Annotated in this window: 9 protein-coding genes; 1 reads left to right on the top strand and 8 read right to left on the bottom strand. The window is 35.0% G+C overall.

Annotation, left to right across the window (positions count from 1 at the left end):
• Positions 1-8 precede the first annotated feature (8 nt).
• The 3 genes from Q5Y73_RS17660 to Q5Y73_RS17650 all read right to left on the bottom strand — a co-directional run bounded on the left by Q5Y73_RS17660 (position 9) and on the right by Q5Y73_RS17650 (position 2,525).
• Positions 9-1,130: a glycoside hydrolase family 88 protein gene (locus Q5Y73_RS17660; RefSeq protein ID WP_305993252.1), complete on the bottom strand. Its 1,122-nt coding sequence runs from the start codon at positions 1,128-1,130 to the stop codon at positions 9-11.
• 92 nt (positions 1,131-1,222) lie between these two features.
• The gene (locus Q5Y73_RS17655) at positions 1,223-2,029 is read right to left on the bottom strand and encodes a histidinol-phosphatase (RefSeq protein ID WP_305993231.1); all 807 of its coding nucleotides are present in this window, start codon (positions 2,027-2,029) and stop codon (positions 1,223-1,225) included.
• A 280-nt stretch (positions 2,030-2,309) separates the two neighbouring features.
• Positions 2,310-2,525: a hypothetical protein gene (locus tag Q5Y73_RS17650; RefSeq protein ID WP_305993230.1), complete on the bottom strand. Its 216-nt coding sequence runs from the start codon at positions 2,523-2,525 to the stop codon at positions 2,310-2,312.
• Between the two features lie 281 nt (positions 2,526-2,806).
• Between Q5Y73_RS17650 and Q5Y73_RS17645 the strand changes: the two genes are divergently transcribed.
• The gene (locus Q5Y73_RS17645; protein ID WP_305993229.1) at positions 2,807-4,414 is read left to right on the top strand and encodes a nitrite/sulfite reductase; all 1,608 of its coding nucleotides are present in this window, start codon (positions 2,807-2,809) and stop codon (positions 4,412-4,414) included.
• A gap of 73 nt (positions 4,415-4,487) precedes the next feature.
• Here the strand turns inward: Q5Y73_RS17645 and Q5Y73_RS17640 are convergent, their stop codons facing one another.
• The 5 genes from Q5Y73_RS17640 to Q5Y73_RS17620 all read right to left on the bottom strand — a co-directional run bounded on the left by Q5Y73_RS17640 (position 4,488) and on the right by Q5Y73_RS17620 (position 17,529).
• The gene (locus Q5Y73_RS17640; protein ID WP_305993228.1) at positions 4,488-6,230 is read right to left on the bottom strand and encodes a stalk domain-containing protein; all 1,743 of its coding nucleotides are present in this window, start codon (positions 6,228-6,230) and stop codon (positions 4,488-4,490) included.
• A gap of 213 nt (positions 6,231-6,443) precedes the next feature.
• Entirely contained in the window at positions 6,444-7,451 is a 1,008-nt protein-coding gene (locus Q5Y73_RS17635) for a LacI family DNA-binding transcriptional regulator (RefSeq protein WP_305993227.1), read from the bottom strand.
• A 226-nt stretch (positions 7,452-7,677) separates the two neighbouring features.
• A complete protein-coding gene (locus tag Q5Y73_RS17630) occupies positions 7,678-10,368 on the bottom strand; it encodes a carbohydrate-binding protein (RefSeq protein WP_305993226.1) in 2,691 nt (896 codons plus the stop codon).
• Positions 10,369-10,564: 196 nt separating this feature from the next.
• Positions 10,565-13,570 carry a carbohydrate-binding protein gene (locus Q5Y73_RS17625; RefSeq protein ID WP_305993225.1) on the bottom strand — a complete coding sequence of 1,002 codons (3,006 nt, stop codon included), beginning with the start codon at positions 13,568-13,570 and terminating at the stop codon, positions 10,565-10,567.
• Positions 13,571-13,953: 383 nt separating this feature from the next.
• Positions 13,954-17,529, bottom strand: coding sequence for a DUF8508 domain-containing protein (locus Q5Y73_RS17620; protein ID WP_305993251.1), 3,576 nt, complete (start codon positions 17,527-17,529; stop codon positions 13,954-13,956).
• Positions 17,530-18,003: the final 474 nt, after the last annotated feature.

The following is an 18,003-nucleotide window of genomic DNA, read 5'->3' as shown; positions in this document are numbered from 1 at the left end:
TATTAATATTACCTTTCATACCAGTAACCTGTAATTCCTTTTTCCAATCGTAGAAGTGCTTCTAGGTAATAATAATCTCCCCATATGACAAAATCATCTGGAGCATTTCCGCTCCTCACGCTATATGATCCTCTCTTAATCAAACCCTCTGCTTCTTCACCTATCGTTGAATAATTGTTAACGAGAGAAGACATGCTTTTATGAACTGAATCCTTAAGATATTGCTTGAGTGGATCATGTTCATCTAAGAAAGTCATTAACTCCAATGTTCCCGCAGAAGCAATAGCAGAAGCTGAGCTGTCTCTTTTCGTATCCTCATTTATCTCTACATCAAAATCCCAATATACAACATCATCTTCTGGTAATCTATCAAAAAAGTACTTGGCCATTCTTTTGGAGGTTTCTAGAAATAGAGGATTGCGAGTATAACGATAAGATAAAGCAAAACCATAGATACCCCAAGCTTGCCCACGCGTCCATGTAGAACCGTCAAGATACCCTTGGTGTGTACCTCCACGTACTGCATCTCCTGTTTCCTGATCAAAATAAAAGGTATGATAAGATGAATCATCACCGCGCACTAAATACCTACGACTTTGCTCGGCATGAATTTCTGCAATTTCTTTATACTTTGGATCACCAGTCACCTCAGTTGCCCAATATAATAAAGGAAGATTCATAAGGCAATCAATAATGATTCTCCCACCATTTTTTGTGTCTCCTTCAGGACCCCAAGCTTGAAGGGCCTGGATATTTGGTCTCCATCGTTTTAACAATGTTTCAGCTGCTTGTATTGTTAATTGTTTTGCTTCCTCATCTTTTTCATTCAACCAATGTGCTTTAGTTGACAAAGAATACAAAAAACCAATATCATGTGTCCTTGTTCTACTTTCATCATTCAGACGAGTTTTGAAGCTTCTGGTCCATTTCTTTGCAGCTTCTTTCAATGCAGGATCTTTACTATACTCATAAGAAAGCCAAAGTAGCCCTGTCCAAAAACCAGATGTCCATTGTTTGTTATCATTCAGATGATACTTATCATTTTCACTGACATGTGGAATCATATCACCAAATCGATCCACATTCATTTTTGTTTTTATTACAGCATCTTCAATTGCCCTTTTCCACATAAAATCACTCACTTTCAAATTATCCTTGTTAGAATATACTCTATTTTGACTCTCAGAAATTGGGTTCATTTCATATGCATTGTGTTTTTCATTTAAAGCTCTATCATATAACGTTGTCTTTTCCTAAAACATGCCCATTCTTTAAATCCTATTTCTTTCAGACGCTTACTTACCCTCTCAAATTCATCAGCTACACTTGCTGGAACATGCGCATCAGAACCAAAGGTTACTTTAACTCCATAAAACAAAGCCTTTTCTAGAATCTCATCGGATGGATACCAACCACCTACATCTTTGCTTTTACCCGATGTATTAATTTCAATAACAACATCACATTCAGAGATTACTTTAAGTGAAGTATCTATACGGTGGGTTGGAATATTTGAAAATTCAGGATAATTCCCTTTCATAGCATCAATGTGACCTAATATATCAAACATCCCACTGCGAGCTGACTGTTCGATGAGATCATAGTATAATTCCTTCAACTCTATTTGCTCTTGTTCATTTAAACCCTTCCAACGATTGCGATCAAAAATTCGAATTTCTTCAACATCATGTACTGATCCAATAATATAATCAAACGGTTTAGATTCCAGTACCCTTCTATAAACGTGTGCAACATCAGGCAGAAAATCCGATTCCATCCCAAGTAAAACTTCAATTTTATCTTCATATTCTTTTTTTAAGCTCAGCACTTCTTCTACATATGTATTAAATTCACTGGTAGCCATTGTAAGACGAGGGTTAGGACGATCTTCCTCATGAGCAAAATAAGGGGAATGATCAGAAATACCGATAACCTTAAGCCCTCCATCGATAGCTGCTTCAACATATTCACGTATAGATCCTTTTGCATGTCCACATCTTTCATGATGCGTGTGTAAATCAAATTTCATGGAAATCCCCCACTATAATTTATTCTTAAAAGCAGCAGAATCTTTTTTCATGATCAACACAAACTGAGTAAGCGCTTAACTTAAATTGATAACTTATCACTCATCCCATGAAAATCATGGATTCTACACCTTTTTCCCATTTTACCATGACGGATATAGAAAATAAATAGATTTTCAGCTTACATCTAAACTAATATTCGTTATTTTAAGTTACTTTTTTTCACGAAAAAAAACACCCCTTCTAAAAAGAGTGTTTTTTATGTATTTTCAATTCATTAACTTAAAGAATACCCAACCAAGCTCTTACAATTAGATAATCCGTAAAAAGAAAAATAACTAAACAAACTGACGTAAAACCAATCGCAAATATATTTTTATCTCGAGCTAATACTAAACGTACGAACCCAATTGCGACGATCACTGAAAATAAAATCATGATAAGGTCAAAATAAGCAAATTGACCCGCATTTTCAACGACTTCTTCTGCAAGAAACATCAAGGTACCCCCTTTTTTACACATAACACATTAATTATATAATACTTTTGTTCCATTCGGTATACAAGTCATTATATAAAAAGTTAACAACTTTGTCACGATTCAGATCACAAATTTTGAATGACTCGGATTTATCATAATTTTTCCCTATGTTATTTATAATTATTATTTATAATTAATTGTTTCTTTACTGATTTACGATTATTGTCTAATATGGTACTATCAAATAAAAGATTAATCATACTAAATTTATCGGAATTATCGAATTAGGAGGAAATAAAATGGCTTATGAAGCTAAGTGGGCTGATGACCCATCTAAATTAAATAAAACAGAGTTACTAAAGTTAGAAAAAGACGGTTTGGATATCATACGTACCATTATTGAAAAATATGCAAATGAAGGTTATGAATCCATTCCTGAAGATGAATTGCTTCGCTTTAAATGGGCTGGGGTTTATGAGCAAAAACCAAAAGACGGACATTTCATGATGCGTGTTAGAATCAACTCAGGAATTATGACTACTGATCAAGTTCGTGCATTATCCAGTATCGCACATGATTATGGACGTGACCTAGTTGATGTTACTACTCGACAAGCCATTCAGTTTCATTGGTTAAAGGTTGAACACTTACCTGACATCTTTAAACGTTTAGAGGATGTAGGTTTGTATTCATTTGAAGCATGCGGGGATTGCCCAAGAACGATCGTTGGTAACCCGTTAGCAGGGATTGACCCTAATGAATTAATAGATACAACGGATATTGTGAATGAAGTGAATGACTTTTTCTTAATGAATAGAGATTTCTCTAACCTACCTAGAAAATATAAAATGTCCATCTCATCTAATATTTACAATACAGCACACGCACAAATCAACTGCTTAGCTTTTACACCTGCAACAAAAGTGATTGATGGAGAAGAAGTCATTGGTTTCCATGTATGGGTAGGTGGAGGTTTATCTGCCAAACCATTCTTAGCACAACAGCTTGATATTTTTGTACGTCCTGAAGAAGTGTTAAAGATTTCAGAAGCAATCACCATCATTTATCGCGACAACGGCTTCCGTGCAAAACGTCATCAATCAAGAATTAAATTCTTAGTTGCAGACTGGGGCGTAGACAAATTCCGCGAGGAATTAGTAAAGCAATACGGTGAACTTCCAACAAGAGGTGAAGATAAAACTCAAGCCTGGAATGCAGCATACTTTGATGGGGTTCATCCACAAAAACAGAAGGGTTATAACTTCGTAGGTTTAAACCTTCCTGTAGGAAGATTAAATGCACAAGAATTCACAGAATTAGCTCGTTTAGCTGATGAATATGGAGATGGAACTCTTCGTTCTACAATGGCACAAAACCTAATCATTACTGGTGTTAAAGATGAAAAAGTTGAAGGATTATTGCAAGAAAAAGTATTAGAAAGACTTACACCAAATCCTAAACGATTTATGAGCCGTACTGTATCTTGTACTGGTAATGAATTTTGTAATCTTGCCATTGTTGAAACGAAACAAAGAGCAGTGGATGTTGCTGAATATTTGGATGAACACATTGAAATGGAAGAACCTGTTCGCATTCACTTTATTGGTTGTCCTAACTCCTGTGGTCAAAAACATATAGCTGATATCGGTTTACAAGGCTCACTTGTGAAGACACCAGAAGGTATGGTGGACGCATTTGATCTTGCCGTTGGAGGTACACTGGATGGAGCTGGTGAATTCAACCAAAAGTTAAAAGGAAGAGTTAAAGGGGACAATGTTGCTCCTGTGTTGGAAAAACTTATTCAATTTTACAATGATAATCGTTCTGAGGAAGAAACTTTCCATCAATATGTTCATCGTGTAGGTGTTCCTGCCTTCCAAGAAAAATTAAATGAAATATTAGCTTAATAATTATCAAAAAAGAAGGGAACTCATTGTTCCCTTCTTTTTTATCTAGAAATTTTCATTTAAGTTTGATGCTCTACTTTAAATCTTTTAATGGATAAAAGATAAGATCTACTGGGAAAGCTGAACCAGCAGGTGGGGTTAATTCAATGTCTAATGTTTTTTCATACCCTGTAGTTCTTTTAAGAATGTATACCCCGCTTAAATGTGTAAGTACTCCTGAAGTTGGTGCCATAATTAATTCTCCATTGATTTTCATTGGCCCTTTAAAAGCCCCTCCTCTTGGTCGAAGCAGCACTACAACTTCACCAGGATTATCAATAGTAATATTATAGGTCATACCATAATGCCCTTTATTTATTACTTCTTCTCGATCATTATCTAACTCATCATATCCTTCTAGATAAGGTAACACATTCTCATCTCCAATGGATAAACGATAAGGCTCAGTTAACGGCTTACCACTAGGATTTGCCTCAATATAAATGTCTGATGCCGGGAAGCTTCCACGAACATGCCCATCGTAATCAAGTGGATCATAGTCCCCATCTTCAAATTCATCTATATCTGCATCTTCCATGGCTACAAATGAAAATGTCAACTCCCCATCGGTTTGAATATCGTAAAAAGTGTTCACACCAGACTGAGGAAGAAAGTCAGGATATATTTTATAAAAAATCGTTTCATTCGCTTTTACTACATTGTAAGAATCTGGATCTTCATCCAACAAAAAGTCTACTGAAGCAATATGCCCCATCAAATTAACTAAAGGAGTCGGCATGACTTCTCCGCTATTCGTAGTTGTAATTTTAATATCTTCATCAGTTTCATTCGTTGCCAATATAGCAAATGTTACATTCTCTTGCATCCCATTGATATGATTTGCATATAAACGAGCCTTTCCATCGATCGTGTCTTGATATAAAATCCCCTGCTCTTTAATCACTTCAGGACTATCACTAACAAGCAGTTTTCTATCAAAATCATATTCTAATTCATGTGGAATTTGATTTAATGACGCTAAACTCAAATTGGTCTGAAAGGAAGTTCCTTCTTTTTGAAAATACAATGGATACTCTGACTGTGATAAATATACATCATCAACGATTGTAATATATTTTGTATAAGCTTCACTCACATTTCCACTAGTATCTGTAACAGTTAAAGTAATCGGATGAGTTCCAGATTTGAAGTATACTTCCTCTTTCCCTGTCCAGCTTTTGCTTAAATTTTCTCCATCAGGATCGTAGCTTAAATCCACTAATTTGATGGGTTCTCCAATCCGATAGTGAGGCTTTCCAAACGTAAATCTAGCCACTGGAGTTGATGGATTTCGATTCGATATGCTTGAAGGAAGAGAAAGATAATTGATTTCTATTTTTCTTTCATCGCTATCATATTGATATAAAGCACCTAGTTCTTTAAGTATCCAACCCATCTGTACTAATGATCTTCCCTCATCTATATACACATAATCGTTAAAAGAAAGTTTTGTTCCATCTTGGAATACCGTCTTTTCTTCTAGATTGATTTCTATATAAGAATCCGTTGGTTCTATAATGATTGTTTTGGTTTCATCAATCCACTGTACATTAAACCCTAATGCTTCTCCTAAAAATTTAGCTGGTAAGAACGTTTTTCCATTCACTACAGTAGGTGCTGTATCTAATTTAACAACCTCTAAATTTACAAAAGCATCTGTTTTATCTAAATATAATATAATTTGTGTTGTTGTTGTTGAATTCGCTAAGGAGCCCATTGGAGCAGAAGAAATTAATAGTGCGAAAACCAACAGCATAGCCACCGACTTTTTGATCATGTTTCACTTCAATCCTCTCAGTTGTTTATTTATTATTTCATTTATAAAGTACATTTTCTTGTCTCACAGTATTATTAGACCCACTTTTCTATAAAAAGTTGCATTAATATTTAAAAAAGGAAAAAAATAACGTAAATTTCATAGAAAAAGGAAAAACAATTAATCCAATGATTAATCATTTTTCCTTAAATGAGCAAAATCTAATCTGTAAAACTATATTTTATAATCAGAAGATTCACGAATCAAGAGAGTAGATGAAACTTTGAACGTTCTAGAAGAGGTGTATTTATTTTCATTCATTTGATCTATTAATTTTTCTGTCATGAGTGCCCCCATAGAATACTTGGGCTGTGCAACCGTACTTAATCTAGGACTAACATAACTACATACTCTTATGTTATCAACCCCGATAACAGCTACTTGCTCTGGAATTTTAATGTCTAGTTCTTTAAAAGCATTATATACACCTAAAGCCATCTCATCATTTGCTGCAAAAACAGCAGTGAAAGACTGTCCTTTTGCAATCATTCTTTTTATAGCTTGGTATCCTCCATACTCTGAAAAATCTCCGTTATCAACAAGATCAGGATTAAATGATATATTATTTCTTTTCAATGCATAAATAAAACCTTCTAAACGTTCATAACTGTCAACTGCATCCTTTAAACCACTAATAAATGCAATTTCTTTATGTCCGTTTTCTACTAAATGATCTATCACTTCTTGTACTGCTTTTCCATTATCATTATATACACAAGATACTAAATCATGATCAATATTTCTCCCAATGACACCTACGTTATAACCTTGCTCAGCAATTTTAATAATCTCTTGATCGGATAAAGTAGATGTTACTAGTATCATCCCATCGATTGTGCGATTATATAATAAATTTAAATAATCTATTTCTTTTTCTTTTTGATCCTGTGCATCGCAAATAATAATTTTATAGTTAAGGGAATTTGCCATATTTTCAATCCCTTTAATAATATCCGCATTATACGACACCAAAATATCTGTGACAATCACACCAATGGTCATAGTTTTTTTAGAGCGCAGGTTTTTCGCAGAGGCATTTGGAATGTATCCCATTTCTTCTATTACTTGTAATACTTTTCGTTTCGTTTTTTCATTTACTAGTTTACTATTGTTTAATACTCTCGAAACGGTTGTGGGAGACACGCCTGCTTTTGCGGATACATCTTTAATTTTGTTAGTCATAAAAATCTACCTCTTCCTCTTCCCATTGATACTATTTAACACAATTTATAATTTGATATCGATTTCTGTTTTTATTTGTCACATTTATTTTAACATATCTATAAAAAAAGTGTACTTTTTGTTGAATAAACAGAAGAAATGGAGGATAAAACATCCTCCATTAACATGATATGCTAATCATTTGAAAATATGTTGTACTATTCAATCTATTTCTTCCGTATTTTATCTATTCTTTGAACTCAATCCAATTTACATTTCCTAAATCGGAGTCACCTATAAATAATAGATATACATCATGTATGCCAGATGTACTCTGTATAGAAGTTGTCTTTGTCTCCCAATTTTGCCATCCTCCTGTATTGGTAAAACTTACAGTTCCAATTACGGGACCATCTATTTGATCTACTCTTAATTCAATCACTCCTCCTTCTGATTCTGAAGCTACTCTGACATCCACACTTGTTACCCCTGTTTGGAAGTCAATATTCGAATAAGAAAGAGAATCTCCACCATCAATCCAGCCTACATTTAATCCTCCGCCTACATCACTTGTGGATTCTGTTTGTACTCCATTCATTGTTGTATAATCCTCTGCTTCTATTTTGATGTTTATAGGAGTAGGAGTAAAGGATTCAGTAAATGTAAACCAATTTAAATTGCCAATGGATGAACCTCCTTTAAATATCAAGTATAAATCATGTACACCTGCAGTGTCCTCAACAGATATGCTGCTTGTTACCCAAGATTGCCACCCTCCTGTATTCGAGACGTCAAGAGTTCCAATCAATTGCCCAGTAATGCTGCCTAGTCTTAACTCAACACTTCCTCCATCTGACTCTGATGCCACTCTAGCTTCAAAACCAGCGGCTCCATCTCCATTACCAAAATCTACTTCTTTAAAAGCAATATAGTCTCCGTCATCTATCCAACCTACATTTAACCCTCCGCCTACATCACTTGTGGATTCTGTTTGCACACCATCCATGGTTGTGTACTCTTCCGCTTCAATTTGTGAAAAAGCATCAATAAGTGATGGATCAGGTGGAACAATAACATCTTTTGTAAACTTAAACCAATTCAAATTCCCTATCCCCTCATCTAATCCACCTTTGAACACAAAGTATACATCATGTATTCCTGTAACACCCGAGATAGAAGTAGTGTTCGTAACCCATGTTTGCCATCCACCTGTATTGTTTATATCCATAGTACCGACTAACGTTCCAGTGGAACTATCCAACCTAATTTCAAATGATCCTCCTTGTGATTCAGAAGCTACCCTTGCTTCCATTGCTGTGGCTCCATCTCCAACTCCAAAATCAATATCTTTAAAAGCAATATAGTCTCCATCATCTATCCAACCTACGTTTAATCCCCCGCCTATGTCACTTGTAGGTTCTGTTTGCACACCTATCATAGAAGAGTAGTTTTCTGCTTCAACCTGCTCATATGCATTGATTGGTTGAGGATCACCACCACCAGTCTGTTCACCACTCCATTTAAAGGTCACAGCTGCTCCTCCAGGCAGGTTATAATTGAACGATTGTGATCCCCAATTCACTTTAAACGTTCTTTGATCAGACGCTGTGTTTAGTGCAATTAAAACTTTTGAACCATCTGGATTTTTAAAAGCTACATTTTCAATTTCTGTTTGATTCGATTCAATTCTTTTTGCACCAGGTTTTACAAATTTACTAAAATGACCTAAAACGTAGTACTCTACATTTTTTGTAATATCCCCTGATTGATCATTGATTGTAATCACTCCACGACAAGTGCCACAACCACCATTTATTGGACCATTGTTTTGATCCAATGCTAAATTCCAAAGTGTCACTGATTTAGCCCAATTTCGTGTCGTACCTATGAATAAATTAGATAACTCCCATTGTAAATTGCCACCAAAATCTTCGGCCCATGTTCCACCAGTACATTCTGTAAACCACACCCCTTTATCGGGATGTGCATTATACACTACAGATTGCAGCCCCGGATCGGTAGGATCTTCGTAACAATGGAAAGCAGTACCTGCCATATATTGCTTAGCATCTGCGTCATTTAATAATTCTAATGGATAATCAACATATTTCCAGTTATGATCAAAACCAATGATCTTAGTGTCAATGTTTTGATTTTGAAAGGTAGGACCTAAATTATTTTTAATGAAGTTTCTTTGCTCCAGAGGTTCCATGTACATACTAGGATAGCTGGTTGTATTATGGTAAGGTTCATTTTGGACTGTAATGGCATAGATCGGAAGACCCTTTGCTTCATATGCTTCTATAAACTTTACAAAATAGTCGGCAAGTGCTTGATAATGTTCAAGTTTTAAAGATCCACCATGCAAGGAGTCGCTATCTTTCATCCATCCTGGAGGACTCCATGGTGTTCCTAATATTTTGAGATCTGTATTAATTCCTGTAATTTGTTGCAAAATAGGGATTATATTCACTTCATCTTGTTGGATGGAAAAATTGAATAAGTTAGGATCGGTTTGACCCGGAGGCATATCATTATATGAATAACTGGATAAGTTGAAGTCAGATGCCCCGATAGGTTGACGTAAAAAACTAAGTCCGATTCCATCGTTTCCGAATAAATCATTTAAAATTTGATTGCGCTGTGAGGGGTTTAAACTTTGGTTTAACAGGTATGCAGATGAACCGGTAACAGAAGCGCCAAAACCATCGATTTCTTGATATTCTATCGTTTCATCCACATTGATCGTTATTCCTGCTGGTCCTGAATTTGTAGAAAATTGAATGTTACTTTCTTTTTGCAACAGCTTTTGCTGATCTGGTGTTGTGATCCAAACCTCCACAATTTCATCAGCTGCAAGTCCCATATTCAATGCAGTTAGAGGAACTATTAATGAAATTCCCAACAATGATATGAACATTTTTCTCATAAAACTCATATACATCTCTCCCATATTAAATTAATACATTCAGTTGAAATCGATTTCTATATAAACATATGTTGTCTTATTTAATTTATACCGCTTTTTTTGGAATCGTTTTCAAATATAGGGGCCTCCATAATAAATAAAAGCAGCTCAGTTTCTGAGCTGCTCCAGTCATATCTATAATAGTGAAAGTTTACTGCAAAATTGTTTAAGTTTTTTTCAATAATTTCTCTAATTCTTTCTCTACTAATTTCACATACTGATTTTGATCAAAATCTTTATTTGCTTTGTTTAAGTCTTCTAACATACGATTCAAATCTCTTTCAATATGATCAGCGATGTTATTTACATGGATTTCTGTCTCTTGATCTGTAACTCCTTCTAAAAATACATCTTGCAATAACATATTTATCTTATTAGGATCCACTACACCTAACACTACTTCATTAATAATTTGTTCAGAGATTTCCTGTGCCGTTTTATCCTCAGCTTTGAATTGTTCCAATTCTCCCTTTATTACATCAGCTGTATCAAAGAACTTAATCCAATTGATATTTCCAATTCCACCTGACCCGTTTTGGAACACTACATATAGATCATGGACACCTGTAACATTAGAAATTTCAGCTGTTTCAGTTACCCATGTTTGCCATCCACCTGTATTTGTTATTTCAACGGTACCAATAATAGCACCTGTTGGATTGTCTACTCTGAATTCAAGCGTACCACCCTCTGAATCTGTTGCTGCTCTTACGTCTACACCTACAGCACCATTTTCAAAATTCACATTGTTAAATCCAATATAATCTCCATTGTCTGTATGACCTACGTTCAGACCTCCGCCTTCATCACTTGTATTTTCAGTTTGAACACCATATTGGGTATTATAATTTTCTACTTCTATTTTTTCGAAAGCATTGATTTCAGGTTGTTCAATGTCTGTTTTATGAAATGTAACCCAATTTAAATTACCGATTCCACCCGTATCGCTTTTGAATACAATATATAAATCATGAGTACCTTCTACATTAGATACATCCGCTGATTTTGTCACCCAAGATTGCCAACCACCTGTTTTAGTAACTTCGAGTGTACTGATTAAAGTACCATCCGTACTATCTAATCTAAACTCTAACACTCCACCATCTGAATCTGTAGATACTCTGGCATCCACACTTACTGCCCCGTTTTCAAAATTCACATTGTTAAATCCAATATAGTCTCCATCATCTGTATGTCCTACATTTAATCCACCACCTGCATCGTTCGCGGATTCTGTTTGTATGCCATATAAAACATCATAGTTTTCTACTTCAATTCTTTCAAAGGCGCTTATTTCGGTTTCTTCTGGTATAGTCTCATTAAACTTAAACCAGTTGAAGTTTCCAATACCGCCGTTTTCGCTTGCAAAGACAACATATAAATCATGAACACCTTCTACACTTGAAACTGAAGCTGAATTTGTTACCCAAGACTGCCAACCACCTGTGTTTGGAACATCCACTGTACTGATTAACGTACCTGTTGGGCTTCCAAGTCTAAATTCGATTTGACCCCCTACTGCTTCAGTTGCTACTCTGACTTCAACACTTTCTGCACCATTTTCAAAATTCATATTATTAAAAACTAAATAATCACCATCATCTGTATGTCCAACAACTAATCCACCACCTGCATCGTTGGCAGACTCCGTTTGCACTCCGCTCATATCACTGAAATTCTCTGCCTCTACTTGTTCAAACGGATTCAATTCAAAATTGCCACTATCTCCAACTTGCTCACCTGACCAAACAAATGTAGCTACCGCGCCAGCTGGAAGTGTATAAGCAAAGGATTGCTCACCCCATCTTACTTTAAATTCTTTTTCTGCTTCCGTGTTGTTCATGGCTAGCAATACTTTAGAGCCGTCAGGATTTTTAAAGGCAACATTCTGAACGTCACTATTCACATTTGATTCGATTCGATTTGCACCTGGTTTTACAAATTTGCTAACATGACCTAATACGTAATACTCTACATTTTTAACAACTTCTCCTGTTTCTGAATTCACCGTTACAACACCACGACAATCAGAACAACCCCCATTTGTAGGGCCAAAATTTTCATCTAAAGCTAAGTTCCATAGTAAAACTGATTTAGCCCAGTTACGTGTCGCACCAATTACGATGTTTTCCATGTTCCATTTCAAGTTTCCACCAAATTCAGTTGCCCATTCACCACCAGAACATTCAGTAAACCATATCCCTTTGTCTGGATATGCATTATGAACTGCTGTTTGAGCTTCTGGAGAACCTGCATAACAGTGAAAGGCACTTCCAGCTAGATATGCATTTGCCTCTTCATCATTTAATACTTGGATTGGATACTCAAACTCATCCCAGTTGTGATCCCATGCAATGATATCTGTATTCACAGATTGAGATTCAAATGTTGGACCTAAATAGTTTTTAACAAATTCGACTTGCTGTTCCGCTGACATATACATACTTGGATAACTATTTGTTTCGTGATGTGGTTCATTCTGAACCGTAATAGCATAAATTGGTAGTCCTTCATTTTCATATGCCTCAATATATTTCACAAAGTAATCAGCATAAGTTTGATAGTGATCTGGACTTAAAGAACCGCCATTTAGTGTTCCACTTTCCTTCATCCAAGCTGGGGCACTCCATGGTGTTCCTAATATTTTCAGATCTGGATTAACAGAATCTATTTCTTGTAATATAGGAATAATATTTTCTTTATCTTTTTGTATTGAGAATTGATCTAAATTTGGATCAGTCTCACCTTCTGGCATATCATTATAAGTATAACTCGATCGATTAAAGTCAGACGCACCGATCGTTTGTCTTACAAAACTTAGACCGATCCCATCTTTTCCAAACAAATCTTTTAAAATGTTCTCTCTTTGAGTAGAATCTATTTTTTGATTAAGTAAATAAGCAGAAGAGCCAGAAACAGCTGCTCCAAATCCATCCATTTCTTGATATTCTATATTTTCATCTACATGTATATCCGCAGCAGTTGTATCTGATGAGAATTGAAGGTTACTGTCCTTCTCAAGCAATTTTTGTTGATCTGGTGTTGTTACCCAAACTTCAACCGTTTCTCCACTTGCCATAGAAGTACTCATGCTTACACTAGTAAAAATTAATATAAAGGCTAAAGACAACATTGTAAATGAACGAGTTTTTTTATTCTTCTGATTAAACATCATTACACCTCTCTTATTATATTTAGATATATTTTCAGTATTTTCAAAAAACTTATATTAGGTTTAAGGACATGTTAGCTTATTTCATGAATCTATGTACCACCTCCAATATTATGAAAACGATAAATACGAATCCTATTCTACTTTCGAAAATATTTGCAATCGTTTTCATTGATAGTTATGAAAATCTTCTGAAAAATATGACAATAAATATATTCAGTCGTTCTGAAGAACCTATCTTCTCTCTCTAATGATATTGTAAATGAAATTGGTATCGATTTCAACAGCGAATTATAAGGAATTTTAGGAAAAAAACAACCCTGAACTCTATATAGTAGAGCTCAGGGAGCTTCTAGAAAATATTTACTTTAATATTAACACTATTACTTAAGAAGTTTCGCTAGTTCTTTTTCTACTAATTTCACATACTTATCTTGATCAAAGTTCTTTTTGTTTGCTTTATTTAAGTCTTTTAACATACGTTCTAAATCTCTTTCAATATGGTCGGTTGTATTTTCTACATGTTTGATCCCTACATGATCAGAAACGCCAGTTAAAAACACTTCTTTTAATAGAGAACTTATATCACTTGGTGTAAACTCTTCAGAAATTACTTGAGATACAATTTGTTCTGCAACAACCTGAGTTGAAGCATCACCATTCTTCAAATCTTCAAAATCATTCGTTAGTTCCCCAACAGGATCTTGAAAGTCAATTTGAATCATAACAGGGTCATGGTCACTTGTACGTCCATGCTCTTCAGTAAAATCAGCATTCATATTTACAATATCAGCAACTGTAAAATCAACTAAATTCTCACTTACCAAAATATGATCCAATACTTGTGAATTTCCTTGATAATTATACGTATATCTTTCTTCCGCAGGAAGTTCGTCAATCATATTTACTAATTCATTTCCTTTTAGAACATCTAAAGGATTCGAGAATTCAAAATCATTCATATCCCCTAATACAACAATGTTTGCTTCAGGATTTACAGATAATACATCTTGAATAAATCCATTAATCACTGCTGCCATCTCTAAACGCTGTGGTTCACTTCCTAAAACAACAGGTTGATCACTACCAAATGGAGCACCGTCTCCACGTTTTGAATTAAAGTGATTAGCAATCACAATCACTCTTTCACCATTAAATTCAAATTCTGCTGCCAATGATTTACGAGAGCTTTCAAACGCTTCGTTTGTAGGGTCAATTCTACCTGGATTAAAAGTCAATCCATCTTCATCATAACCTACTGCAGTCGTTGCGTCTCCCGCTTCTTTTTCAACAAGACTTACTCGTTCTGGATTGTAGATATATCCTACTCGAATGTTCCCACCTGGCTGTCCACCATCTGTTTTATCAACAGGAGCAATTTCAGTGAATTCATAAGTTGGACCACCGTGAGCTTCAATCGCTTCAATTAATGCTTTATAACTTTCACTAGCGTCTGTAACACCACTATCTGTCGGTCCATCATTATCTTGAACTTCTACTAGTCCAATAATGTCAGGTGTATTTAAATTTGTGATCATAGATTCTGCAATCGTATCAATTTTTTCTTGTCCACTTTCTAATGAGAAGTTTTCAACATTATATGAAGCTACTGTTAATTTATCCTCAGTAGGTTGAATTGTTGTCACAGCACGTTCAGCACCACCATCAACCACTTGTGGTAATTGATCAATCGCTAAAAGCTTGAAATTACTATAATCATAGCTAAAGATCCCTGTTATAGTTCCATCAAAACGATCTCCAACCTTCACATTTGGTTCATTGGATACTTTCACCATAATGCGTTCAGGATTTAAGTCGTCTTCTGTAATTAAAATTCCACCATTTGGTGTACGGTTTGCATCCACAAATCCTTCAAGTACAACTGGAATCTCATCATATTTAGGTGGAGCTATAACGGATGCATCATTAATCACAACTCTCATACCTTCTAAACTTTCATAAAAATCAATACCATCTTCTTCAGGGTCAAAGACATCAAACCCATCATTATCAATCACAGAAGTTGGGATTTCACGATCCACACCTAGTTCTACTGGTGCTGGAATTGTATGATCCATTGCAATAACTTGAACAGAATTTGCACTAATTTGAGTCGTTAATAAATCTGCAGCATCGTCATATCCATCTTCTCTATATTCCACTACTCCACCAGTGACGGATACTAAATCTCCAACTTTTACAGCTGAATTTCTTACATACACATAAATTCCTTCAGAAGTACGAATATCATCATCAGCTTCAATTGATTCAATATAAAAACCGGAAGTTCCATTTACATGAGTTACTACTCCAATCACATCTTTTACTACTAAGCCTTCATATAAAGAAGTGTGTCCTACACCTTGAATATCATGAATAGATAATGAATCCAAAGGTAAAACTACGGTATAATCAAACGTTGCAACATCACTTACGTTGCTGCTTTCTACAACAATGGCTTTTATTGTTGTGTCTTCGTTAATTTGAATAGGATCAACATACACATTACTTTCAGTCGTTGGATTTGTTCCATCTAACGTATAGTAAATTGTTCCTTCTTCAACAAACGTTTTTAGACTTACAGTATTCCCTTTTTCAATTTTTCCTGATCCAGGTTGAGCATACACTGTAAAGAATTCTTCAATAACATCTACTGAAAAACGCGGTACAATTTTATATTCATTATAGTTGTAGTTCACAACACCTGATATCTGTTCGTATGTTTTTCCTACTTCCAATAAGCTTTCATCTTCTGGATATAATTTGAATGTTCCGTTTTCATCAACTGCTGTATAGTTACCAAAGTTATCTACTTCTTGAATTGTAATGTTTTTAATTGTAACAAGCTCAGCTTCTACAGCCTCACCGTTTTCACTTGTTAAATCAGATGAAGTAACAACTTGAGGTTCGGGTGTACCCTCACCTTCCGTTACAACAACCACTTCATTTACTTCAAATTGGGACATTCCGAAATATTCACTAACAGTTCCTTCTGCTGAGACTTTATCTCCAATTGAAGCAGACAACCCACTGCCTCTTACGATGATTCCGGCTGTCTCATCTTGTACATATAAGTTTGTTTTTCCACCTGCTTCAAAAGAGGCAGTCACAATCCCTTGAATCTTAGCTTCTAATCCAACATTGCTTCTAACATCGGTTATGTTACTTAAAGCTAATGGTGGTTTCACAGTGTAATCAAATGTTGCAATTTCACTTGGATCAAGTCCATCTTTATATGCAACTGCTTTTATTGTTACTGAATCCTCTACTAAAATCGGATTCTCATATAAAGTACTCTCATTTGTTGGTTCAGAATCATCTACTGTATAGTAGATTTGAGCATCTGCAGTTGAAGTAGACAATGTTACTTCTGTTCCTGCCTCTACTTCACCAACTGCTGGTAGAGCCTTTACAGAAGAAACCTGCGTAATTTGACCATCAAAACTTGTCCAAGTAATGTTGTCAATTACAACTTGTTTTGTAGTTGTATTTACAATTTTAATTTCTACATCCCCAGCTACATTGATTTCATCAACTGTAAATGTATGAACATCTGTATCATCAAATGCCTCTGATGTCCCTTTTGATTCTCCGTTTATAAATAATTCAACTTGACGATTTCCTGCACCAGTAAACCCTTTTTTAAGATTTACTGAAAACGAATGAATGCCGCCTGTAATCACTTCTGACACGATACTGCTGTTAGATTCCGCATTCCTTAACATTAAACCGTTTCCATCAATGCCATACCCTGACTCATCACGTGCAGAAATATAAGACCATGCGATATCATTATCACCTAAAAATGATCCGTCTGCATAGGTATTACCTGGTGCATCTGCGTTGCTTAAGGTTTCAATAAATGTTTGTTCCTCCGCGGAGCTGATGTTCATAAAACTTGAGCTAAGTAAACTGATTACTAAAACAAATGCGATGAAAATAGATAAACTTTTTTTCATATACACTTTGTTTCCTCCCCCATAGGTTATATTGTTTGTACCAATTGAACAAGATCATATAAATCAACATACAAATATAGAGACTCTTCTTTTAATAGAAGTATTCCACCCACAAGAAATTTAGCTGAAACAGGGTCTCTCAGACTATTAATACGGGTCAACTATATCATTATATTGTATGTTTAGTTGCATAATTCATACTACCTTGTCCCATACTACATTACCATTGTAATATTAAATTTAAATAAAAAACATAGTAGATTTTGGTTAAATTCATCCATATTAACAGTACTTAAGACTCAATCTTTAATATAGATGTGTCAAATGAAAGAGTTTACATGAAATATTTTAGATTCAGCAAACTTTGTATGGCAAATCATCATTTATTTCAATAAAGAAAACTCGCAGTTTGATGAACCTTTATAAATTCTTAAAGTGCAAAAAAGCACCTCTACAAGAGATGCTTTTTTTACA

The organism is Chengkuizengella axinellae, assembly GCF_030730905.1.
GTDB lineage: Bacteria > Bacillota > Bacilli > Paenibacillales > KCTC-33759 > Chengkuizengella > Chengkuizengella axinellae.
Note: the sequence above shows the minus strand (reverse complement) of the source record. Positions and strands in the feature narration are given on the sequence as shown.